At 72.8% G+C, this 21,996-nt stretch carries 19 protein-coding genes and 1 tRNA gene; 17 read left to right on the forward strand and 3 right to left on the reverse strand.

What is annotated here, in order from left to right; all coding sequences use genetic code 11:
• Window positions 1-7: 7 nt before the first annotated feature.
• From trpB to K1Y72_RS01820, 13 genes are all read left to right on the forward strand, one after another.
• Window positions 8-1,246 (forward strand): tryptophan synthase subunit beta, encoded by a 1,239-nt coding sequence (trpB, locus tag K1Y72_RS01760; RefSeq protein ID WP_220162502.1) that lies wholly within the window; start codon window positions 8-10, stop codon window positions 1,244-1,246.
• Window positions 1,243-2,055 (forward strand): tryptophan synthase subunit alpha, encoded by an 813-nt coding sequence (gene trpA, locus K1Y72_RS01765; protein ID WP_220162503.1) that lies wholly within the window; start codon window positions 1,243-1,245, stop codon window positions 2,053-2,055. The genes trpB and trpA overlap by 4 nt, the downstream gene beginning before the upstream one ends.
• A gap of 130 nt (window positions 2,056-2,185) precedes the next feature.
• Entirely contained in the window at window positions 2,186-2,848 is a 663-nt protein-coding gene (locus K1Y72_RS01770; protein ID WP_308286836.1) for a MauE/DoxX family redox-associated membrane protein, read from the forward strand.
• A 34-nt stretch (window positions 2,849-2,882) separates the two neighbouring features.
• Complete coding sequence (locus K1Y72_RS01775; RefSeq protein ID WP_220162505.1) at window positions 2,883-3,695, forward strand: DsbA family protein; 813 nt, start codon at window positions 2,883-2,885, stop codon at window positions 3,693-3,695.
• Between the two features lie 185 nt (window positions 3,696-3,880).
• The gene (locus K1Y72_RS01780; protein ID WP_220162507.1) at window positions 3,881-4,660 is read left to right on the forward strand and encodes a DsbA family protein; all 780 of its coding nucleotides are present in this window, start codon (window positions 3,881-3,883) and stop codon (window positions 4,658-4,660) included.
• Between the two features lie 43 nt (window positions 4,661-4,703).
• A complete protein-coding gene (gene lgt / locus K1Y72_RS01785; protein ID WP_220162509.1) occupies window positions 4,704-5,936 on the forward strand; it encodes a prolipoprotein diacylglyceryl transferase in 1,233 nt (410 codons plus the stop codon).
• Between the two features lie 56 nt (window positions 5,937-5,992).
• A complete protein-coding gene (locus K1Y72_RS01790; protein ID WP_220162511.1) occupies window positions 5,993-6,769 on the forward strand; it encodes a hypothetical protein in 777 nt (258 codons plus the stop codon).
• A gap of 11 nt (window positions 6,770-6,780) precedes the next feature.
• Window positions 6,781-7,686, forward strand: coding sequence for a hypothetical protein (locus K1Y72_RS01795; RefSeq protein ID WP_220162512.1), 906 nt, complete (start codon window positions 6,781-6,783; stop codon window positions 7,684-7,686).
• Window positions 7,687-7,947: 261 nt separating this feature from the next.
• The gene (gene gltB, locus K1Y72_RS01800; RefSeq protein ID WP_220162514.1) at window positions 7,948-12,504 is read left to right on the forward strand and encodes a glutamate synthase large subunit; all 4,557 of its coding nucleotides are present in this window, start codon (window positions 7,948-7,950) and stop codon (window positions 12,502-12,504) included.
• Between the two features lie 14 nt (window positions 12,505-12,518).
• Window positions 12,519-13,982 carry a glutamate synthase subunit beta gene (locus K1Y72_RS01805; protein WP_220162516.1) on the forward strand — a complete coding sequence of 488 codons (1,464 nt, stop codon included), beginning with the start codon at window positions 12,519-12,521 and terminating at the stop codon, window positions 13,980-13,982.
• Window positions 13,983-14,132: 150 nt separating this feature from the next.
• The gene (locus tag K1Y72_RS01810; protein ID WP_220162518.1) at window positions 14,133-14,681 is read left to right on the forward strand and encodes a GNAT family N-acetyltransferase; all 549 of its coding nucleotides are present in this window, start codon (window positions 14,133-14,135) and stop codon (window positions 14,679-14,681) included.
• A gap of 326 nt (window positions 14,682-15,007) precedes the next feature.
• Complete coding sequence (locus K1Y72_RS01815) at window positions 15,008-15,250, forward strand: hypothetical protein (RefSeq protein WP_220162520.1); 243 nt, start codon at window positions 15,008-15,010, stop codon at window positions 15,248-15,250.
• Window positions 15,251-15,290: 40 nt separating this feature from the next.
• Window positions 15,291-15,647, forward strand: coding sequence for an MmcQ/YjbR family DNA-binding protein (locus K1Y72_RS01820; protein ID WP_220162522.1), 357 nt, complete (start codon window positions 15,291-15,293; stop codon window positions 15,645-15,647).
• Here K1Y72_RS01820 and K1Y72_RS01825 read toward each other — a convergent pair whose 3' ends face one another.
• Window positions 15,648-16,334, reverse strand: a complete 687-nt coding sequence (locus K1Y72_RS01825) for a helix-turn-helix domain-containing protein (RefSeq protein WP_220162524.1) — start codon at window positions 16,332-16,334, stop codon at window positions 15,648-15,650. It abuts the gene before it with no gap.
• Window positions 16,335-16,444: 110 nt separating this feature from the next.
• Here K1Y72_RS01825 and K1Y72_RS01830 point away from each other — a divergent pair, with 110 nt between their 5' ends.
• Together K1Y72_RS01830 and pyk are read left to right on the forward strand one after the other, a co-directional pair.
• Window positions 16,445-16,996: a type 1 glutamine amidotransferase domain-containing protein gene (locus K1Y72_RS01830; protein WP_220162526.1), complete on the forward strand. Its 552-nt coding sequence runs from the start codon at window positions 16,445-16,447 to the stop codon at window positions 16,994-16,996.
• Between the two features lie 120 nt (window positions 16,997-17,116).
• The gene (gene pyk / locus K1Y72_RS01835) at window positions 17,117-18,559 is read left to right on the forward strand and encodes a pyruvate kinase (RefSeq protein ID WP_220162528.1); all 1,443 of its coding nucleotides are present in this window, start codon (window positions 17,117-17,119) and stop codon (window positions 18,557-18,559) included.
• A gap of 334 nt (window positions 18,560-18,893) precedes the next feature.
• Here the strand turns inward: pyk and K1Y72_RS01840 are convergent, their stop codons facing one another.
• Together K1Y72_RS01840 and K1Y72_RS01845 are read right to left on the reverse strand one after the other, a co-directional pair.
• Window positions 18,894-19,661 carry a helix-turn-helix domain-containing protein gene (locus K1Y72_RS01840; RefSeq protein ID WP_220162530.1) on the reverse strand — a complete coding sequence of 256 codons (768 nt, stop codon included), beginning with the start codon at window positions 19,659-19,661 and terminating at the stop codon, window positions 18,894-18,896.
• 71 nt (window positions 19,662-19,732) lie between these two features.
• Window positions 19,733-19,806: transfer RNA gene (locus K1Y72_RS01845), tRNA-Leu, on the reverse strand.
• 99 nt (window positions 19,807-19,905) lie between these two features.
• On the opposite strand from K1Y72_RS01845, the gene K1Y72_RS01850 reads away from it, so the two are divergent.
• Both K1Y72_RS01850 and K1Y72_RS01855 read left to right on the forward strand, forming a co-directional pair.
• Window positions 19,906-20,535 carry an ANTAR domain-containing response regulator gene (locus tag K1Y72_RS01850; protein ID WP_220162532.1) on the forward strand — a complete coding sequence of 210 codons (630 nt, stop codon included), beginning with the start codon at window positions 19,906-19,908 and terminating at the stop codon, window positions 20,533-20,535.
• A gap of 254 nt (window positions 20,536-20,789) precedes the next feature.
• On the forward strand, window positions 20,790-21,962 hold the full coding sequence (locus K1Y72_RS01855; protein WP_220162534.1) for a branched-chain amino acid ABC transporter substrate-binding protein: 1,173 nt from the start codon (window positions 20,790-20,792) through the stop codon (window positions 21,960-21,962).
• The last annotated feature ends 34 nt before the right edge of the window (window positions 21,963-21,996 follow it).

Genomic DNA, 21,996 nt, shown 5'->3' on the forward strand with positions numbered 1-21,996 from the left:
CTCTCCCATGACCATCGACGCCGCGCGTGGTACGTCCACGCCCCTGCCCGACTCCGAAGGGCACTTCGGCATCTACGGGGGGCGCTTCGCCCCCGAGGCCCTCATGGCCGCGCTCGCCGAGCTGGAGCGCGAGTTCGCCGCCGCCATGGCCGACCCCGCCTTCACCGGCGAGCTGAACGACCTGCTGGCGAACTACGCCGGCCGCCCGAGCCTGCTGACCGAGGCCAAGCGCTTCGCCGAGCACGCGGGCGGCGCCCGCGTCCTGCTGAAGCGCGAGGACCTCAACCACACCGGCTCCCACAAGATCAACAACGTGCTGGGGCAGGCGCTGCTCGCCCGCCGCATGGGCAAGCGGCGCCTCATCGCCGAGACCGGCGCCGGCCAGCACGGCGTCGCGACCGCCACCGCCGCCGCGCTCCTCGGCCTGGAGTGCACGGTGTTCATGGGCGAGCTCGACACCGAGCGCCAGGCCCTGAACGTGGCGCGGATGCGGATGCTCGGCGCCGCGGTCGTGCCCGTCGGCACCGGCAGCCGCACCCTCAAGGACGCCTGCAACGAGGCGTTCCGCGACTGGGTCGCCACCGTCGACCACACCCACTACTGCGTCGGCTCCACGATGGGCCCGCACCCGTTCCCGACGATGGTCCGCGACCTGCAGCGCGTCATCGGCGTGGAGGCCCGCGCCCAGGTGCTGGAGCTCACCGGGCGGCTGCCCGACGCCGTCGTCGCCTGCGTCGGCGGCGGCTCCAACTCCATGGGCGCCTTCCACGCCTTCGTCCCCGACGAGGGCGTCGGCCTGTACGGCTTCGAGGCGGCCGGCGACGGCATCGAGACCGGCCGGCACGCCGCGACCATCACCGGCGGCTCGGTCGGCGTCATCCACGGCATGCGCACCTACCTGCTGCAGGACGCCGAGGGCCAGACCATCGAGTCGCACTCGATCTCGGCGGGCCTGGACTACCCCGGCGTCGGCCCCGAGCACTCCTGGCTGCACGACAGCGGCCGCGCCGTCTACGCGCCGATCACCGACGCCGAGGCGATGGAGGCGTTCGCGCTGCTCTGCCGCACCGAGGGCGTCATCCCGGCGATCGAGTCCGCGCACGCCCTGGCCGGCGCGCTCAAGGTCGGCCGCGAGCTCGGCCCGGACGCCGTCGTCGTGGTCTGCCTGTCGGGCCGCGGCGACAAGGACATGCACACCGCCGCCGAGTACTTCGGCCTCATGCCCGCCGGGGAGGCGTCCGCATGACCGTCCAGACCGCGTTCGACAAGGCCCGCGCCGAGGACCGCGCGGCGCTCGTCGGCTACCTGCCGGCCGCGTTCCCCTCCCGGGAGGGCGGGATCCGCGCCGTCACCGCGATGGTGGAGGCCGGCTGCGACGTCATCGAGATCGGGCTGCCCTACTCCGACCCGATGATGGACGGCCCCACCATCCAGGACGCCGTCCACCACGCCCTGGTCGGCGGCGCCCGCGTCGCCGACGTGTTCGCCGCCGTGGAGGCGGTCGCCGCGACCGGCGTCCCCGCCCTGGTGATGACCTACTGGAACCCCGTCGACCGCTACGGCGTGGAAGCGTTCGCCCGCGACCTGGCGTCGGCGGGCGGCAGCGGCCTCATCACCCCCGACCTCACCCCCGAGGAGGCCGGGCCCTGGGTGGAGGCGTCCGACGCCCACGACCTGGACCGGGTGTTCCTGGTCGCGCTGAGCTCCACCGACGAGCGCATCGACAAGATCACCAGGCTGAGCCGGGGGTTCGTGTACGCGGCGTCGCTGATGGGCGTCACCGGCGCCCGCACCGCCGTGGACACCGGCGCGCCGCGGCTGGTCGAGCGCACGCGGGCCGCGATCGCCGCGCAGGGCCGCGACCTGCCCGTCGGCCTCGGCCTCGGCGTCGGCGACGGCCGGCAGGCCGCCGAGGTCGCCGGGTTCGCCGACGGCGTCATCGTCGGGTCGGCGTTCGTCCGCCGGCTGCTGGACGGGTCGACGCTGGAGGAGGGCCTCGCCGACCTGCGCGAGCTCACCGCCGACCTCGCCGCCGGGGTCCGCTCCGGCCGGTGAGCCCTCCCGGGCCCGCACTCGTGACAGGATGGGGGCCGCGTTCTGACGGCCCGCTTATCCGCGACCCCCTAGGGTGGGCGCGGCGGCCGTCCGCGCGGCCCCCACGACCAGCGAGGATGTGAGGTTACCGGTGCTTACCGAGAAGGCGACGACGGCTCCGGGCGGGCCGTCCGGCCCGGCCCGGGGCGGCCTGCCCTGGATCGTGGCCGCGGTGGCCCTGGGCCTCGCGGTCATGCTCGCCTGGACCGCCTACGCCAAGATCGACCAGGAGTGGATCGGCGTCGCCGGCGGCCTCGGCATCGTCGCGGTGCTGCTGTACGCCGCCCGCGCGCGGCTGCGCGACCCGTGGATCACCACGGCGGCGCGGGCGGGCCTCGCGGTCGTGCTCGGCTGGGCCGGCCTGGCCAAGATCGACGAGCCGGCCGCGCTGCAGAAGATCGCGGTCAAGGGCTACGACGTGATGCCCGACGGCGCCGCGTCGGTCGTCGGCAGCGCGCTGCCGATCCTGGAGATCGTGCTGGCCGCGCTGCTGGTCGCGGGGTTCGCCACCCGGGTCACCGGCGCCCTGTCGGCGCTGCTCATGGTGGTCTTCATCGTGGGCATCGCGCAGGCGTGGGTGCGCGGCCTGAAGATCGACTGCGGCTGCTTCGGCGGTGGCGGGGCGGCCGCGAACCCCCACTATCTTGGTGAGATCCTGCGCGACACCGGCTTCCTCGCCCTCGCGGCGTGGATCGCGGCGTTCCCCCCTGGCAGGTTCGCGGTGGACCGGGTCCTCGGCCTCCACGAGGACTGACGCGAGGACCGACCCCCTATAAGGAGCGATGGACATGAGCAAGGCCGCGCGGGAGCGGACCGCCCGGGAGCGGCTGGCCGAGGAGCGCAAGCGCCAGGCCGCCAAGCAGAAGCGCACCCGCACCCTGCTGGTCGGGGTCGCCGCCGTCGTGGTGATCGCGGTCGTCGTCGCCGGGGCGGTGCTGTTCAAGAACAAGGACGACAGCGCCGCGTCCGGCTACACCGGCCCCCTCGCGCCGACCACGGTCGCCGCCGACGGCACCGTCACGATGGCGCAGCCCACCGCGACCGGGCCGACGGTGGACCTCTACGAGGACTTCCAGTGCCCGATCTGCAAGGAGTTCGAGGAGAAGTCCGGCGCCACGGTCAAGAAGCTGGCCGGCCAGGGCAAGATCAAGGTCGTGTACCACGTGCTCGGCTTCGTGAACCAGCAGGGCTCGGTGCGCGCCGGCGCCGCCGCCAAGTGCGCCGCCGACCTCGGCAGGTTCACCCAGTTCCACGACGTGGCCTACAAGGAGCAGCCGGACGAGCGGACGGCGCTCACCCTCGACGACCTGAAGGGCTTCGGGAAGAAGGCCGGCATCACCGGCACCTACGACAAGTGCGTGACCGACCAGGCGTTCGCGCCGCAGGTGCAGAAGAACACCACCGAGGGCCTGAAGCTGCTGTCGGCCAAGTACGGCCAGCAGGCCGGCACCCCGTCGATGCTGGTGAACGGCGAGCCGATCAGCCAGAACACCATGTTCGAGCCGAGCGCGCTGGAGCGCGCCCTGCTGGCGGCGGCCTCCGGCCCCTCCAGCGCCAGCCCGAGCGCGAGCCCGTCGGCGTCGGCCACGGCGAAGAAGTGACGGCGCGGAAGTGACGGCGGCGGCCTGACCGGCCGCCGGCGGCGCCGGTGAGGGCGCGGTCCCCGCAGGGGGGCCGCGCCCTCGTCCTTTCCCTTCTCTTCGCCCGCAGCCGACCGGTTCTGGTGGACGCCGCCAGTAGCGTCTCCCGGGGTGGGCGCGGCGCCCACCCGGATCGGGGGGTCCAGATGGCCGAGAGGCAGGGCGGCACGGACGGCGGTACGGACGCGCGCGAGCGGCTCGCGGAGACGCGGGCGCGGCAGGAGCGCGCGGACAAGCGCCGTACCAGGGGGATCGTCGTGGGGGTCGGGGCCGTCGCGGTCGCCGCCGTCGCGGTGCTCGCCGTCGTGGTCGCCCGCAGCGGCGGCGACGACGAGGCGCCCGCCTACACCGGGGCGCTCGCGCCGGTGTCGCGGCAGGGCGACGGGTCGGTGCTGATGGCGAAGGCGGGCGTCACCCGGCCCGTGCTGGAGATCTTCGAGGACTTCCAGTGCCCGATCTGCAAGGAGGTCGAGCACGCCTCCGGCCCGGCCATCAAGGAGATGGCCGCCAAGGGCGAGGCCCGCGTCGTCTACCGGCCGTTCCAGCTGTTCCAGGGGGCGCAGCGCGAGCCGCTGTCGTCCAACAGCCACCGCGCCGCCAACGCCGCGCTCTGCGCGCCCGCCGAGCACTGGGTGGCCTACCACGACGCCCTCTACGCCCACCAGCCCGACGAGGGCGACAAGGGTTTCGCGGCCGACGACCTCGTCGCGTGGGGGCGGCAGGCCGGCATCACCGGCGAGGACTTCGCCGCCTGCGTGCGGACCGACGCCAAGAGCGCCCAGGTCGCGGCCATGACCGCCTACGCGGAGCGGGACCGCGGGGTGACCGGCACCCCGACCGTCGTCCTGGACGGCAAGCCGCTGGACCTGCAGGACCGGCTCCTGGACCCGGACGCGCTGCGCGAGGCGGTCCGGCGGGCGCGCTGACGGCGGTCCCGGCGGCGGCCCGGACGCGCTAACCTCATCGCTCATGCAGCCGCAGGCCTTCATCCCCAGTCCCTCCCAGGGCGTCTGGCACCTCGGACCGGTCCCCATCCGGGCCTACGCCATCATGATCATCATCGGTATCGTCCTCGCGGTCTGGCTCGGCGAGCGGCGCTGGGCCGCCAAGGGCGGCAACCCCGGCGTGATCATCGACGTCGCGGTGTGGGCGGTGCCGTTCGGCCTGGTCGGCGGCCGCCTGTACCACGTCATCACCGACTACCAGCGCTACTTCGGCGCGGGCCGCGACCCGGTCAACGCGCTGAAGATCTGGGAGGGCGGCCTCGGGATCTGGGGCGCGGTCGTGCTCGGCGCGGTCGGCGCCGTCATCGGCTGCCGCCGGCACGGGGTGTCGGTGCTCGCGCTCGGCGACGCGATCGCGCCCGGCATCGCGCTCGGCCAGGCCGTCGGCCGGTGGGGCAACTACTGGAACCAGGAGCTGTACGGGCGCCCGCTGGACGCCTTCTGGGCCCTGAAGATCGACTCCAGTCACCGGCCGGCGCTGCCGAGCGGCGCGCCCGACCCCCGCTACGCCGACGTCGCCACCTACCACCCGACGTTCCTGTACGAGTCGCTGTGGTGCCTCGGCGTCGCCCTGCTGGTGCTGTGGGCCGACCGCCGCTACAAGCTCACCCACGGCCGCGCGTTCGCGCTCTACGTCGCCGCCTACACCGTCGGCCGCGCCTGGATCGAGTGGCTGCGCATCGACGACGCCCACCACATCCTCGGGCTGCGCCTGAACGACTGGACGTGCCTGGTGGTGTTCATCGGCGCGGTGGCCTACCTGTACTGGGCGCGCGACAGGACGGGCCCGGAGAACGTCGGCCAGGGCGTCCCGGTGGACGAGCCCGTCGCCGAGGCGGCCGCCGCCGAGGCCGCCGGGACGGACGCGGGCGACGACACCGGCGACGACACCGGCGACGACACCGGCGACGAGACGGGGGAGGGGCCCGCCGAGCCCGCTGAGGAGCCCGTGGCGCAGGCCGAGGAGGCCGCTGGGGCCGGCGGTGCGGCGGAGCCCGCCGAACCCGTCTCCGAGCCGCGGGAGCCCGCCGGGGACGCCCCTGCGGAGGACGCTCCCGCCGCTGAGGAGCCGGCGGACGAGACCCCCGCCGAGCCCGCCGCCGAGACCCCGGACGAGCCCGCCGGCGAGCCCGTGGTGAAGCCCGTCGAGGATGACGCCGGCCCGAAGCCGCGTACCGCCGCACCCGCCAGTGAATAGTGACGAAACGTCCGTTTGGGCGCGGGGCGGCGGCGGGGCCCGATAAGCTCCCGGCTGTGATCGAGGCGCGTGACACGGGTAGGCCCCGGCCCCCGGCCGCAGGCGGCGGCCGCTCCCGCAGGGGGCCCGGCCCCAAGCTGCTGATCGGCGCGGCCGTGCTGGTCGTGGTGCTGGTGGCGGCGGTGGCCGCCGTCCTGCTGGCGGGCGGCGACGACGAGAAGAGCGCGGCGGACGCGCCGTCCAACGGCGCGCGGCTGCTGCCGGTCGCCTACACCCCCGACTACGACGGGCAGGGCCTCGGCAAGATCGCCAAGCGGTCGGCCGACGCCCGCCCGTTCACCGCCGACGAGGTGTTCGGCGCCGACGCCAGGACCCTGAAGGGCGGCGGGTACACCTACGCGCTGAAGGGCTCGCAGGTGTCGGGCGACTGCAAGGCGGCGACCTGGGGCGCCCGGCTGCAGGGCGAGCTCGCGAAGTACGGCTGCACGCAGGTCGGGCGCGGCGCCTACGTCAGCGCCGACGGCCGCTACATCGGCCAGTTCGCGGTGCTGAACATGGCCGACCAGGCGGGCGTCCAGCAGATCCTGCGGACGCTGGACCCGGCGACCGGCGCCGGGTTCGTGCTGCCGCTGCAGGCCGCGGGCGCGCCGGCGTTCGCCAAGGGCTTCAGCGCCGCCTACGCCCGCACGTTCGGGCACTACGCGGTGGTCAGCTGGGTGCAGCGGGCGGGCGGCGCGAACCCCGCCAACCTGAACGAGGCGATCAAGGCGAGCCTGCCGATCGAGAACCCCGCCGACTTCGTGTGGGCGCGGCTCCAGATGGCCGCCCGGTAGGCGGCACCGCCGTGGATCCCCGAGAGCCGCGGCGGGCGCCGGCGGTCCGCGACGGCCGCGGGCGCCGGTCGGGCGGCCGCTCCGCCGCCCGCCCCGCCGCCCGGCGCGTCCCGCCGGGGCGCGGCCGTTCCGCCCGCCCGGCCCCGCGCCCCGCCGCGACGCCGGCGCCGCCCGCCCCCGCTCGCGGGCGCCGCCGTCCCGGCGCGCGGCCGTACTACCTGGCGGCCCTCGTGCTGGTGCTCGTGGCGGCGGCCGCCGGGGCGGTGCTGCTGCTGGGCGACGACCGTACCGGGCACCGCACCGTCAAGGCGCCCTCCGGCGGCCACGCGGCCGCGAACGGCCCCTCACCCGAGACCTACTCCAGCTCGCCGTCGACCAAGGCGTTCGCGGCGATCGCGCGGCGCGCCACCGACAAGGCTCCGCTGACCGCCGCGGAGCTGTTCCCCGAGGACGCCCGCACGATCACCGCCGGGCGGGCCCGCCTCGCCCTGAAGCAGCAGCGCCTGGACGCCGACTGCACGCGCGCGGTGTGGGGCGGGGAGGTCGGGGCGCGGCTGGCGCGGGCCGGCTGCACGCAGGCCGCGCGCGGCCTGTTCGCCGACACCCGCGCCGGGTACGCGCTGGAGGTCGGGGTGTTCAACCTGGACTCGGCGGACGCCGCCGGCGGCCTCGTCGGGTCGCTGCAGGGCGACGGCGGCGGGTTCATGCTGCCGCTGCCCGCCGCCGCCCCGCTGGACCGCTTCGGGCAGGGCTTCAGCACCGCCCGCGGCCTCGCGATGGGCCACTACGCGGTGCTGGTGTGGGCGGCGCGCACCGACGGGAAGGGCACCGCGACCGACGACACCCTGCTGTCGCTGCTGATCGAGGGCGGCAAGCCCCCGGCGGTGCTCGGCCGGGCCGCGGCCGCCGCCGAGTAGCGCCCGGCCGGCGCCCAAACCCCGCCCCCCGGTGACGTTGATCACCAGGTCGGGGCCGTTTCGGGGTTCGATAGGCCCGTTATGATGGTCTGTACCGTTCGCTCGCGTCCGGCGAAGATGCCCACGCGGTTGAGTTTCGCGATCTGGTCGAGTCGGGCATGATCCCGGCAGTGATGTAATGTCATGACACCGCAGCAGGGCCAAAGTCGTCCCGGACTGCACTGACATCGAAGCAGTGACACGACGACGACGGGAGGGTTGATGGCTGCTGCTGCCCTCACGCCGGGCCTGCCTCAGAACCAGGGGCTCTACGACCCGGCGAACGAGCACGACGCCTGCGGTGTCGGCATGGTCGCCGACATGCACGGCCGCAAGAGCCACGACATCGTCCAGAACGCGCTGACGGTCCTGAAGAACCTGGACCACCGCGGCGCCGTGGGCGCGGAGCCGGACGACGGCGACGGCGTCGGCATCCTCGTCCAGATCCCCGACGCCTTCTTCCGCGAGGTCTGCGGCTTCGAGCTGCCCGCGGCCGGGTCCTACGCCGCCGGCCTGGCGTTCCTGCCGACCGACGTCGAGGAGCGCGCCGCCGCGGTCGCGCACGTGGAGAAGCTCTGCGCCGAGGAGGGCCTCGTCCCGCTCGGCTGGCGCCGGCTGCCGGTCGACACCAACTTCGCGGGCCCCGCCGCCCGCCGCGCGATGCCCTACTTCGCGCAGTTCTTCGTCGCCCCCGCCGCCCGCGGCCTGCACACCGGCAAGACCGGCCTGGAGCTGGACCGCGCGGTGTTCTGCATGCGCGAGCGCGCCGAGCAGGACGTCAAGGTCTACTTCCCGAGCCTGTCGAGCCGGACCCTCGTCTACAAGGGCATGCTGACGACCCCGCAGCTGGAGCCCTTCTTCCCCGACCTGTCCGACCCGCGCTTCACCAGCGCGATCGCGCTCGTGCACTCGCGGTTCTCCACCAACACCTTCCCGGCGTGGGAGCTGGCGCACCCCTACCGGTTCATCGCCCACAACGGCGAGATCAACACCGTCAAGGGCAACCGGAACTGGATGCGGGCCCGCGAGGCGCTGCTGAAGTCCGACCTCATCCCCGGCGACCTGGCGCGCATCTTCCCCGTCATCGACATCGAGGCGAGCGACACCGCCTCCTTCGACGAGTGCCTGGAGCTGCTGCACCTCGGCGGCCGGTCGCTGCCGCACGCCGTCCTGATGATGATCCCCGAGGCGTGGGAGAACCACACCGAGATGGACCCGGCGCGCCGGGCCTTCTACGAGTTCCACTCCACCCTCATGGAGGCCTGGGACGGGCCCGCCAGCGTCACCTTCACCGACGGCACCGTCGTCGGCGCCGTGCTGGACCGCAACGGCCTGCGCCCCGGCCGGTACTGGGTCACCGACGACGGCTTCGTCGTCCTCGCCAGCGAGGCCGGCGTCCTGGACATCCCGGTCGACAAGGTCGTCCGCAAGGGCCGCCTGCAGCCTGGCAAGATCTTCCTGGTGGACACCGCGGCCGGCCGCATCGTCGAGGACGACGAGGTCAAGGCGGAGCTCGCCGCCGAGCACCCCTACGGCGAGTGGCTGCACGAGGGCCTCGTCCGGTTCGAGGAGCTGCCGCAGCGCGAGCGCGAGGTCCCGACCCACGAGACGCTGGTGAAGCGCCAGCAGACCTTCGGGTACACCCTGGAGGAGCAGCGCATCATCCTCACCCCCATGGCCCGGACCGGCGCCGAGCCGATCGGGTCGATGGGCACCGACACCCCCATCGCGGTGCTGTCGGAGCGGCCCCGGCTGCTGTTCGACTACTTCAAGCAGCTATTCGCGCAGGTCACCAACCCGCCGCTGGACGCCATCCGCGAGGAGCTGGTGACCAGCCTGCAGTCGACCCTCGGCCCCGAGGGCAACCTGCTGGAGCCGGGCCCCGACTCCTGCCGGCGGCTGGTGCTGCCCACGCCGATCCTGGACAACGACGAGCTCTCCAAGATCATCCACATCAACGACGAGGGCTCCCTGCCGCACCTGCAGGCCCACGTCGTGCACGGCCTGTACGACGTCGCCGGCGGCGGCGCCGCCCTCGCCGCCCGCCTGGAGGAGATCTGCGCCGAGGTGTCGCGGGTCATCTCCGCCGGCGCCCGCATCATCGTGCTGAGCGACCGCGGCTCGGACCCGCTGAAGGCCCCGATCCCCTCGCTGCTCCTCACCGGCGCCGTGCACCACCACCTCATCCGGGAGAAGACCCGCACCCGCGTCGGCCTGGTCATCGAGACCGCCGAGGCCCGCGAGGCGCACCACATGGCGCTGCTCGTCGGCTACGGCGCCTCGGCGATCAACCCCTACCTGGCGATCGAGACCGTCGAGGACCTGATCCGCACCGGCGTGATCGGCGACCTGGACCCCGCCAAGGGCGTCCGCAACCTGGTCAAGGCGTACGGCAAGGGCGTCCTGAAGGTCATGTCGAAGATCGGCGTGTCCACCGTGGCGTCCTACACCGGCGCGCAGATCTTCGAGGCGATCGGCCTCGGCGACGAGGTCGTGGCGCGCCACTTCACCGGCACCGCCTCCCGGCTCGGCGGCGTCGGCTACGACGTCCTCGCCGCCGAGGCCGCCGCCCGGCACCGCCGCGCCTACCCCGCCAACGGCAACGACGCCGCGCACCGCACCCTGGAGGTCGGCGGCGAGTACCAGTGGCGCCGCGAGGGCGAGCTGCACCTGTTCAACCCCGACACGGTGTTCAAGCTCCAGCACGCCACCCGCACCCGCCGCTACGAGATCTTCAAGGAGTACACCGCGCGGGTCGACTCCCAGGCCGAGCGGCTCATGACGCTGCGCGGCCTGTTCGAGCTGCGCGCCGGCGAGCGGCCCCCGGTCCCCATCGAGGAGGTCGAGCCGGTCGCCGACATCGTCAAGCGGTTCTCCACCGGCGCGATGTCCTACGGCTCCATCTCCGCCGAGGCCCACGAGACCCTCGCCATCGCGATGAACCGCCTCGGCGGCAAGTCCAACACCGGCGAGGGCGGCGAGGACCCGCGGCGCTTCACCCCCGACGAGAACGGCGACCTGCGCCGCTCGGCGATCAAGCAGGTCGCCTCCGGCCGGTTCGGCGTCACCTCCGAGTACCTCACCAACGCCGACGACATCCAGATCAAGATGGCGCAGGGCGCCAAGCCCGGCGAGGGCGGCCAGCTCCCCGGCCACAAGGTGTACCCGTGGGTGGCCAAGACCCGCCACTCCACGCCCGGCGTCGGCCTCATCTCGCCGCCGCCCCACCACGACATCTACTCGATCGAGGACCTCGCCCAGCTCATCCACGACCTGAAGAACGCCAACCCCGCGGCGCGCGTCCACGTCAAGCTCGTCGCCGAGGTCGGCGTCGGCACCGTCGCCGCCGGCGTCTCCAAGGCCCACGCCGACGTCGTCCTGATCTCCGGCCACGACGGCGGCACCGGCGCGTCCCCGCTCACCTCCCTCAAGCACGCCGGCGCCCCCTGGGAGCTCGGCCTCGCCGAGACCCAGCAGACGCTGCTGCTGAACGGGCTGCGCGACCGCATCGTCGTGCAGGCCGACGGGCAGATGAAGACCGGCCGCGACGTCGTCATCGCCGCGCTCCTCGGCGCCGAGGAGTTCGGCTTCGCGACCGCGCCGCTGGTCGTGTCGGGCTGCATCATGATGCGCGTCTGCCACCTCGACACCTGCCCCGTCGGCGTCGCCACCCAGAACCCGGTGCTGCGCGAGCGGTTCGCCGGCAAGCCCGAGTTCGTCGTCAACTTCTTCGAGTTCATCGCCGAGGAGGTCCGCGAGTACCTGGCGGCCCTCGGGTTCCGCTCGCTGGAGGAGGCCGTCGGCCACGTCGAGATGATCGACGCCCGCAGGGCCGTCGACCACTGGAAGGCCGCCGGCCTCGACCTCGCCCCGATCCTGGCCCGCCCCGCCGTCGCCGACGGCGCCGCGCTGCGCCGCACCACCGGCCAGGACCACGGCCTGGACAAGGCCCTGGACAACACCCTCATCCAGCTCGCCGAGGGCGCCCTCGCCTTCGGCGACAAGGTCACGCTCGACCTGCCGATCCGCAACGTCAACCGCACCGTCGGCACGATGCTCGGCCACCGCCTCACCAGCAAGTGGGGCGGCGAGGGCCTGCCCGACGACACCATCGACGTCACCTTCACCGGCTCGGCGGGCAACTCCTTCGGCGCGTTCCTGCCCCGCGGCATCACCCTCCGCCTCGTCGGCGACGCCAACGACTACGTCGGCAAGGGCCTGTCCGGCGGCCGCCTCACCGTCCGCCCGCAGGACCGCGCGGCCTTCGCCGCCGACGAGCAGATCATCGGCGGCAACGTCATCCTGTACGGCGCCACCTCCGGCGAGCTGTTCGCCTCCGGCGTCGTCGGCGAGCGGTTCTGCGTCCGCAACTCCGGCGCCACCGCCGTCGTCGAGGGCGTCGGCGACCACGCCCTGGAGTACATGACCGGCGGCCGCGCCGTCATCATCGGCCGCACCGGCCGCAACCTGGCGGCCGGCATGTCCGGCGGCATCGCCTACGTCCTGGACCTGGTACCCGAGCGCGTCAACCCCGACATGGTCGACCTGGAGGGCCTCACCGACGAGGACGCCGCCTACGTCCACGGCCTCGTCGAGCGCCACCACGCCGAGACCGGCTCGGCGGCAGCCGCCCGCCTGCTGGAGGACTGGGCCGCCGCCCGGACCCGCTTCACCAAGATCATGCCGAGGGACTACCGGCGGGTGCTGGAGGCGGCCGAGACCGCCCGCGCCGAGGGCCGCGACGTCGACGAGGCCATCATGGCCGCGGCACAGAGCTGAGAGGGGGACGCACCATGGCCGACCCGAAGGGTTTCCTGACCGTCCAGCGCGAGCTCCCGAAGCGCCGCCCGGTCGACGTCCGCATCCGGTCCTGGTCGGAGGTCTACGAGGACTTCGGCAAGGACCGCCTGGAGAAGCAGGCGAGCCGCTGCATGGACTGCGGCATCCCGTTCTGCCACCAGGGCTGCCCGCTCGGCAACCTCATCCCCGAGTGGAACGACCTGGTCTACCGCTCCGACTGGCACGAGGCCGTCGAGCGCCTGCACGCCACCAACAACTTCCCCGAGTTCACCGGGAAGCTCTGCCCGGCGCCGTGCGAGGCCGCCTGCGTCCTCGGCATCAACCAGGAACCCGTCACGATCAAGCGCGTCGAGGCCGAGATCATCGACCGGGCCTGGGACGAGGGCTGGGTCACCCCCCAGCCGCCCACCGTCAAGACCGGCAAGAAGGTCGCGGTCGTCGGCTCGGGCCCCGCGGGCCTCGCCGCCGCCCAGCAGCTCACCCGCGCCGGCCACGACGTCGTCGTGTACGAGCGGGCCGACCGCGTCGGCGGGCTGCTGCGCTACGGCATCCCCGAGTTCAAGATGGAGAAGCGCCACGTCGACCGGCGCGTCGCCCAGATGCGCGCCGAGGGCACCGAGTTCCGCACCTCCGTCGACGTCGGCGTCGACATCACGGCCGACGAGCTGCGCGCCGAGTACGACGCGGTGCTGCTCGCGGGCGGCGCCACCGTCCGCCGCGACCTGCCCGTCCCCGGCCGCGACCTCAAGGGCGTGTACCAGGCGATGGAGTACCTCCCGCCCGCCAACCGCGTGCAGGAGGGCGACTTCCCCGCCTCCCCGATCGACGCCGCCGGCAAGCACGTCGTCGTGATCGGCGGCGGCGACACCGGCGCCGACTGCATCGGCACCGCCATCCGCCAGGGCGCCGCCTCGGTCACCCAGCTGGAGATCATGCCGCAGCCGCCCGCCGCGCGGCCCGGCCACCAGCCCTGGCCGACCTACCCCATGCTGTTCAAGATGGAGAGCGCCCACGAGGAGCTCGCCGACATGGGCGGCGACCGCGTCTACGCCGTCTCCACCACCGCGTTCCTCGGCGACGACGACGGCAACGTCCGCGCCCTGAGGCTCGTCGAGGTCGGCGGCCCCGACACCGGCTTCGCGCCCGTCGAGGGCAGCGAGCGCGAGATCCCCGCCCAGCTCGTCACCCTCGCCATGGGCTTCCTCGGCCCGCAGCGCGAGGGCCTGCTGGAGCAGCTCGGCGTCGAGCTCGACCAGCGGAGCAACGTCGTCCGCGACGCCGACTACAAGACCTCCGTCGACGGGGTCTACGTCGCCGGCGACATGGGCCGCGGCCAGTCGCTCATCGTCTGGGCCATCGCCGAGGGCCGCTCGGCCGCCCGCGGCGTCGACGCCCACCTGACCGGCGAGTCCGCGCTGCCCTACCCGATCCCGCCGACGGCCCGCCCGATCGCCTGACCGGACGGCCGCCCGGCACCCGACGAAGTACGCAGCACCGCACGACCGCACGACCGCACGGAAGAACGCAGGGAACGACGGGCCCGCCGCGCCCCCGGACACCACCGGGACGCGGCGGGCCGCGTCCATGGGGGAGCCCGGGGGACCAGCATGCCGACCAGACGCGCCGAGGTCACCACCTGGCACCTGGAACAGAACTCCCCCGCCGACCTGCGGCCCGCCCGCGAACCGGACGCCCCCGTCCGCATCGAGCGCGCCGAGACCGCCGCCCCCGAGTTCGCCCGCTTCCTCTACACCGCCGTCGGCGGCGACTGGCACTGGACCGACCGCCTCGCCTGGACCCGCGACCAGTGGCACAACTGGCTCACCCGCCCCGGCGCCGAACTGTGGACCGCCTACCTGCACGGCACCCCCGCCGGCTACGCCGAACTCGACCCCCACCCCGCCGGCGAGGTCGAGATCGCCTACTTCGGGCTGCTGCGCGCCTTCCACGGCCGCGGCCTCGGCGGCCACCTGCTCACCCACGCCCTCCGCCGCGCCTGGGACCTGGCCGACCGCTGGCCCGCCCGCGAACCCACCCGCCGCGTCCGGGTCCGCACCTGCTCCCTCGACGGCCCCGCCGCCCTCGCCAACTACCAGGCCCGCGGCCTCCGCGTCCACGACATCAGCACCACCACCGAGACGGTACCTGTTTATTGAGTCACGGCCCGAAGTACTCGCCTGGCGGCTGTGTTCATTGAAGTCACGGCCCGAAGTACTCGCCTGGCGGCTCGCACTTCGACCGCGCCTTGGGCGAGTGCGACATCGCTTCGCGATCTGCCCGGCGGGAGCTCGCCTGCGGCGTCGCCCCCGCCGGGCAGGTAGCGCACTCGCGTGCGGGGTGCGGCCGGCGGGCGGGTGGGGTGATCGAAGCCTTCGCGGTAGGGGAGTCGGCCGTGCCGGCCATAGTCGCCGCTAGCTGGGATTACTACTTTAAGTAGTTGAAATGTCGCTTCGGGTGGCTGGGGTGGGTGTCGGTGCGGCGGATGCTGTGGGTTCTCGCTCCCATCGTTCTGGCGCTGCTGTGGCTCGCGATGCTCGGGCCGGGCGGCGCTCCCGATCCGGTCGGGCGGTCGGGCTGCTCCGGTGCCTGCTCCATGGTCTACGACCCCGTCGCGTGCGTGTTCGCCGACGGGGACGCGCGCGGCTTCGGCAGCCGGTGCGAGGCCGAGCGGTACGCCTGCGAGCACCGCACCCGCCTCGTCCGCTGCGACCGCGAGGTCCGCTGACCCGCGCCGGACTGTCCGACCCCTGCGGCAGACTCGGCGCATGACGCCAGCCGACACCGCCGACCACTGCCTCGGACTGCCCGGCGCCGCCGAGGAGTACCCCTTCGGTGAGCGCACCGCCGTGTTCAAGGTCGCCGGGAAGATCTTCGCGGTGCTCGCCGACGACGCCCCGCCCGCCCGCGTCAGCCTGAAGCTGCCGCCCGACGAGGTCGAGGCCCTCAAGGCCGAGTACCCCGGCACCGTCCTGCCCGGCTACCACCTCAACAAGCGGCACTGGGTCACCGTCCGCTATGACGGCGTCCTGCCCGACGAGGAGATCCTCGCCCTCGTCGAGCAGTCCTACGACACCGTCGTCGCGACCCTCCCGAAGAAGGCCCGCCCCGCGCGCCGCGACTGATCAGAGCAGGTCGCCGAGGGGGACGCCGCCGAGCGCGCGGACCTCGTGGGCGAGGTGGGCCTGGTCGGCGTAGCCCGTGGCGTGCGCGACGTCGGCGAACGGGGTTCCCGCGCGGGCCAGCCGCAGGGCCGACTGGAAGCGCATGACGCGCTGCAACGTCTTCGGGCCGTAGCCGAACGCCGCGAGAGTCCGCCGGCGCAGCTGGCGCTCACCGAAGCCCAGCTCCTCGGCGGCCCGCCGGACCGACCCCGATCTCAGCTCGCGGAGCAGGGGCGCCAGCAGGGGATCGGGGCTGCCGGGCCGCATCGCCTCCGCCAGCGTCGTCGCCGGATCCGCCGCCCCGGCGAGGGCCTCGGCGAGCCGGTCGCCTCTGGCGCCCCACAGGTCCGCCAGCGGCGTCCGGGCGTCGCGCAGCGCGTCCAGTGGCACTCCGAGGACCCGCGCCGCCGTACCCGGCCGGAACCGCACGCCCGCCAGCCGGTCGCCGGGCCGCAGCGTCGCGGGCGCCGGGCCCGTGTCCGGCCCCGCCACCTCGACGAGCCCCGAGCGCTCCCACCAGACCACGTCCACGCACCCGTCCGGCACCACCGCCTGCACGAACGGGCCCGCCGCGCCCGCGGGCAGCGCCGCCCGCCACGCGCAGGCCAGGCCCGGCGCGGCCGCCTCCCGGTAACCGGTCGGATTCACCCCTCCTGCATATCACTCCCGGACCTGGGCAGGGGCACCCGTGACGGCCCACCGCAAGGCGACGACCGTCACCAGCGACCGACACGACCCCACGGACAGGAGCACCCGCCATGGCCAGCCTCCAGGGCAAGACCGTCGCCTTCCTCATCGCCCCCGAGGGCGTCGAGCAGATCGAGCTGACCGAACCGTGGCAGGCCGTCGAGCAGGCCGGCGGCACCCCGCGGCTCGTCTCCACCCAGTCCGGCCGCGCCCAGGCGTTCGACCACCTGGACAAGGCCGACACCTTCTCCGTCGACACCACCGTCGACGTCTCCGGACCCGGGGAGTTCGACGCCCTCGTCCTGCCCGGCGGCGTCGCCAACCCCGACTTCCTGCGCACCGACGAGGGCGCCGTCGCGTTCGTCCGCGGCTTCTTCGACGCCGGCAAGCCCGTCGCCGCCATCTGCCACGCCCCCTGGACGCTCATCGAGGCCGACGTCGTGCGCGGCCGCGTCCTCACGTCCTGGCCGAGCCTGCGGACGGACCTGCGCAACGCCGGGGCCACCTGGGTCGACGAGGAGGTCAAGATCTGCGACCACGCGCCGAGCCTGCTCGTCACCAGCCGCAAGCCCGACGACCTCAAGGCCTTCTGCCAGGCCTTCACCGAGGTGTTCGCGCGCTGACCCGCGACCCGCTCCGCACCCGGTGGTCTAGACCTCTGGACTGGACCACCGGGTGAACGTTGAGCAACCGTGGCCTGCACGAATATCCATACCGGCAGGTAACTAAGTAGCGTTGAGCCCGTGAACCGTCGAGCTAAGATCGTCAGCACCATCGGCCCCGCCTGCTCGAGCCCCGAGCAGATCCGCGCCCTCGTGGACGCCGGCGTCGACGTCGCCCGCCTCAACATGAGCCACGGCGACCACGCCGCCCACGAGGAGGTCTACCGCCTCCTGCGCGCCGCCGCCGAGGCCACCGGCCGCGGCGTCGGCATCCTGGCCGACCTGCAGGGCCCCAAGATCCGCATCGGGCGCTTCCCCGACGGCCCGGTCCGCCTCACCCTCGGCGACGACTTCACCATCACCACCGACGACGTCCCCGGCACCCGCCGCGAGGTCTCCACCACCTACCAGGGCCTGCCCGGCGACGTCGGCCCCGGCGACACCGTCCTCATCGACGACGGCCGCGTCGCCCTGGAGGTCATCGAGGTCGACGGGAACCGCGTCCGCACCCGCGTCACCGTCGGCGGCATGGTCTCAGACAACAAGGGCCTCAACCTGCCCGGCGTCCCCGTCAGCGTCCCCGCCCTCACCGACAAGGACGAGGCGGACCTGCGCTGGGCCCTCCGCCTCGGCGTCGACCTCGTCGCCCTGTCCTTCGTCCGCACCGCCGCCGACGCCGACGCCGTCTACCGCATCATGGAGGAGGAGGGCGTCCGCGTCCCCCTCATCGGCAAGATCGAGAAGCCGCAGGCCGTCGACAACCTCCCCGAGATCGTCGCCGCCTTCGACGGCATCATGGTCGCCCGCGGCGACCTCGGCGTCGAGCTCCCCCTCGAACAGGTCCCCATCGTGCAGAAGCGCGCCATCGCGCTCTGCCGCGAGAAGGCCCGCCCCGTCATCGTCGCCACCCAGATGCTCGAATCCATGATCTCCGCGCCGCGGCCCACCCGCGCCGAGACCAGCGACGTCGCCAACGCCGTCTTCGAGGGCGCCGACGCCGTCATGCTCTCCGGCGAGACCAGCGTCGGCCAGTACCCCATCCTCTCCGTCGAGACGATGAGCCGCATCGTCACCACCGCCGAGGAGGCGTCCCTGCACGCCACCCACACCCTCGACCGCATGCCCGAGACCGTCGGCGGCGCCATCGCCCGCGCCGCCGCCGAGGTCGGCGCCATCGTCGACGCCGAGGCCCTCTGCGCCTTCACCATGTCCGGCGAGACCGCCCGCCGCCTCTCCCGCTATCGCTCGCCCATCCCGCTGCTCGCCTTCACCTCCGTCCCCGCCGTCCGCGGCCGCCTCGCCCACGTCTGGGGCGTCGAGACCTTCATCGTCCCCCAGGTCGACCACACCGACGAGATGGTCCGCCAGGTCGAGCAGGGCGTCCTGGAGAGCGGCCGCCTCCAGAAGGGCGACCGCGTCGTCGTCGTCGCCGGCTCCCCGCCCGGCACCCCCGGCTCCACCAACGCCCTGCGCGTCCACCGCATCGGCGACGCCATCGCCCACGACAACGCCCTGCGCCGCTGACCACCCGCACCCGCACACGCACCCGCACGTCCGCACGTCCCACGGCCCGGCCGCACGCCCCGCACAGGGGCGCGCGGCCGGGCCGTCGGCGTGAACGAGGGGAAGGGCGGGCGGCGTCACCCGGCCGTCTCAAGACGGACGCGAAGTGAACACGAGGGCTACCGCTCGGCACGACACTCGTGCTAATGGAGGGCGAGCGGCCAGAAGGCCCCTGAACAGGGACGATGCCCGCTCGCGGCCGCAGGAAGCTTAGCCGGGCTAGCCAGCTCGGGCGAGCATACGCCACCCCTACCGGAACATCGCGCGAAGCAGCCGATCCGTTGCACGACCGTGCCTAGAACTTCGGCCCCACGAACCCGTCCAACCGCTCCACCGCCCCCCGCTTCGCGACCGAGATGTTCCGGGGACTGGACTGCCGCCACTCCACGCCCAGCCGGTCCAGCGCACCGGTGAACAGCTCCCGGATGTCGTCCGACGCGTTGGTGAAGAAATACCGCGGATACTCGTACCAGCGATCGCCTTCCGCCGTCGGACGGTTCACCCGGTTCAGCGCCCGGCACCCGTCGGAATGGATCAGCCCCCGCACGAACTCCTCGGTGAATTCGTCGACGATCCCCCGCTGCCAGCCGGCCAGCTCGATCTTTCTCGTGTGCTTCATCCCCGGCCCGTGCTGCGGGAACAGGCATGGCCAGTGCTTGGAGTAGGCGCCGATGTAAGTACATCCGGTACTGCGTCGACGCCCCACCTTCAGGTGGGGCATGACCGCCGATATCGCTTGCATTGCTTCGTTCTGCAGGCCGGGCCAGGTGTCGCTGCAAGCGATCTCCAAACGGTACACGTCCCGGCTGTGAAGGACGATGTGGCCATCGCCCAGGTAGATGCCCAGAAGGTAGGAGTACGGAGCGCCTGCGAACTCGTCTCCACGACAGATGGGGCAGTTGCCGGGCAGGAGGGGATCGGGTGGGCCGAGCGCTCGACGATCAGTATCGCGCCACCGTCGAACGCTGGAAACGCTGACTCCGCATGCATCGGCGATTTGCGCAAGGGTGAGCCCTTGGCGGGTCAGGGCACGGGCGAGATCTCGCTGTTGTTGGGTTCCCATATGGCAAGAGTGGCCCATGCCTACGACAAAAGCCGCTCGCGAATAGCGGCGAGCGGCTTTATCGGTATATGTGCCCCGAGTGGGATTCGAACCCACACTTTATGGATTTTGAGGCCATGTCCTCTACCGATTGGGATATCGGGGCCTTTGTCCTAATAAAACGGACATTCATTTGTGGTGATTTCCAGGTCGTGGTGGCGGGGGAGACCTGGCTCCGTCCAGCGTAGCGCCTCCCGGTAGTCTCGTGCGCGTGACGGAGAGCGCTCGGCGAGTTGTGATCGCAGAAGATGAGGCCCTGATCCGGCTGGATCTGAAGGAGATGCTCCAGGAGGACGGCTACGAGGTCGTCGGGGAGGCCGGGGACGGTGAGACGGCGGTGCGGCTGGCGACGGAGCTGCGGCCGGATCTGGTGATCCTGGACGTGAAGATGCCGGTGCTGGACGGGATCTCGGCGGCGGAGCGGATCTCGGCGGAGCGGGTGGCGCCGGTGGTGATCTTGACGGCGTTCTCGCAGCGGGAGCTGGTGCGGCGGGCGACGGACGCGGGTGCGATGGCGTATCTGGTGAAGCCGTTCAGCAAGACGGATCTGGCGCCGGCGATCGAGATGGCGGTGAGCCGGTACACCGAGATGCGGGCGCTGGAGGCGGAGGTCGCGGGTCTGCAGGACCGGTTGGAGACGCGGAAGGTCGTGGACCGGGCCAAGGGGATCTTGCAGTCGGTGAACGGGATGAGCGAGCCGGAGGCGTTCCGGTGGATTCAGAAGACGTCGATGGATCGGCGGTTGACGATGCGTGCGGTGGCGGAGGCGGTGCTGGCGGGGGCGTCGGGCGGTGCGCAGGAGGGCGTGTCGGGGTCGGGTGGGGTGTCGGAGTGAGGTCGGGTGCGCGGGTGGGGGTGTGCGCGGGTTCGGTGACGTTGGGTGATTTCGCCTGCGTGTGCGTGCGGTCGGATGGGCACGGGGGCGTAACGAACGAATAACCCTTCTATCCGGGGGTGCTGTTCTGGGTGTGCGGCTCGGTGTACGACATAGCTGGTCCCCGAGTGACCGTTTTCTCCTCCTGAGATGCGGCGTCGGGGTTCGACTCGTACCCCGATCCGTTCCGGATCCGGATGGAAAGGCTGGGCACCTTGCGGCGCAACAAGTTGAGGGTCACCGGTGCGGTGGTGGTGAGCACGGCGCTCGTGCTCGGTGCGGCGGCGTGCGGCGGCGACGACAAGTCGGGCGGTTCGGGCGACGAGCTGACGATCGGCTTCATGGGCGACCTGACGGGTGAGAACTCGGGCATCGTCATTCCGCCGAGCCAGGGCGCGCAGCTGGCGGTGGACCAGTACAACGCGACCAACCCCAAGGTCAAGATCAAGATCAAGAAGTACGACAGCCAGGGCAAGGGCGAGCAGGCGGTGCCGCTGGCCAAGCAGGCGATCACCAAGGACAAGGTCGTCGCGATGATCGGCCCGGCGTTCTCGGGCGAGTCGGCGCAGGTCGGTCCGGTGCTGGAGGAGGGCAAGATCCCGAGCGTGTCGCCGTCGGCGACGAACGCGGCCCTCGGCACGAAGGGCTGGAAGTTCTGGCACCGCATCGTCGGTAACGACAACGCGCAGGGCGAGGGGATCGGGACGTTCATCCTGAACGGCCTGAGCGCCAAGAAGGTCTTCGTGATCAACGACCAGTCGGAGTACGGCAAGCCGCTGGCCGAGACGGTGAAGGCGACGGTCACCAAGGGCGGGGCGACGGTGACCGAGGACGCGATCGACCCGAACGGGTCGGACTTCTCCTCGGCGGTGAACAAGGCGAAGGCGGCGAAGGCCGACGCGATCTTCTTCGGCGGGTACTACGCGGCGGGCGGCAAGCTGATCAAGCAGCTGCGCGAGGCGGGCGTGAAGGGCCGGTTCCTGTCGGGCGACGGTTCGCTGGACAAGGGCCTGGCCAAGGGCGCGGGCGGGACGACGGCGGACGGTTCGGCGATCGGCTGCCCGTGCCTGATCGACCCGACGGGTACGGCGAGCCCGAAGTCGAAGACGTTCGCCGAGCAGTACAAGGCGAAGTACAACACCGACACGGCGATCTACTCGGCCGAGGGCTACGACGCGGCGACGGCGTTCATCGAGGCGATCAAGGCGGGCAACGACACCGCCGAGAAGATCAACGAGTACCTGTCGAAGATCGACGTGCCGGGCGTGTCCAAGCAGATCAAGTTCACCCCGCAGGGTGAGCCGGCCGCGGCGGACGTCTACATCTACCAGGTGAAGGGCGACACGCTGCCGCTGCTGGGCAAGGCTGCCGAGGCCAAGATCGGTTAACGACCGGCGGTCCCGTCCGCTGGGCGGGCGCTCG

The organism is Actinomadura parmotrematis (assembly GCF_019458805.1).
Classification (GTDB): Bacteria; Actinomycetota; Actinomycetes; order Streptosporangiales; family Streptosporangiaceae; genus Spirillospora; species Spirillospora parmotrematis.

What these genes read in the sequence shown, in the direction of transcription:
- K1Y72_RS01830 (WP_220162526.1), top strand. Translation starts at nt 16,445, where the DNA reads ATGGCCAGCCTCCAGGGCAAGACCGTCGCCTTCCTCATCGCCCCCGAG.
- K1Y72_RS01775 (WP_220162505.1), top strand. Translation starts at nt 2,883, where the DNA reads ATGAGCAAGGCCGCGCGGGAGCGGACCGCCCGGGAGCGGCTGGCCGAG.
- trpB (WP_220162502.1), top strand. Translation starts at nt 8, where the DNA reads ATGACCATCGACGCCGCGCGTGGTACGTCCACGCCCCTGCCCGACTCC.
- lgt (WP_220162509.1), top strand. Translation starts at nt 4,704, where the DNA reads ATGCAGCCGCAGGCCTTCATCCCCAGTCCCTCCCAGGGCGTCTGGCAC.
- K1Y72_RS01810 (WP_220162518.1), top strand. Translation starts at nt 14,133, where the DNA reads ATGCCGACCAGACGCGCCGAGGTCACCACCTGGCACCTGGAACAGAAC.
- K1Y72_RS01805 (WP_220162516.1), top strand. Translation starts at nt 12,519, where the DNA reads ATGGCCGACCCGAAGGGTTTCCTGACCGTCCAGCGCGAGCTCCCGAAG.
- K1Y72_RS01820 (WP_220162522.1), top strand. Translation starts at nt 15,291, where the DNA reads ATGACGCCAGCCGACACCGCCGACCACTGCCTCGGACTGCCCGGCGCC.
- K1Y72_RS01840 (WP_220162530.1), bottom strand. Translation starts at nt 19,661, where the DNA reads ATGGGAACCCAACAACAGCGAGATCTCGCCCGTGCCCTGACCCGCCAA.
- K1Y72_RS01815 (WP_220162520.1), top strand. Translation starts at nt 15,008, where the DNA reads ATGCTGTGGGTTCTCGCTCCCATCGTTCTGGCGCTGCTGTGGCTCGCG.
- K1Y72_RS01780 (WP_220162507.1), top strand. Translation starts at nt 3,881, where the DNA reads ATGGCCGAGAGGCAGGGCGGCACGGACGGCGGTACGGACGCGCGCGAG.
- trpA (WP_220162503.1), top strand. Translation starts at nt 1,243, where the DNA reads ATGACCGTCCAGACCGCGTTCGACAAGGCCCGCGCCGAGGACCGCGCG.
- gltB (WP_220162514.1), top strand. Translation starts at nt 7,948, where the DNA reads ATGGCTGCTGCTGCCCTCACGCCGGGCCTGCCTCAGAACCAGGGGCTC.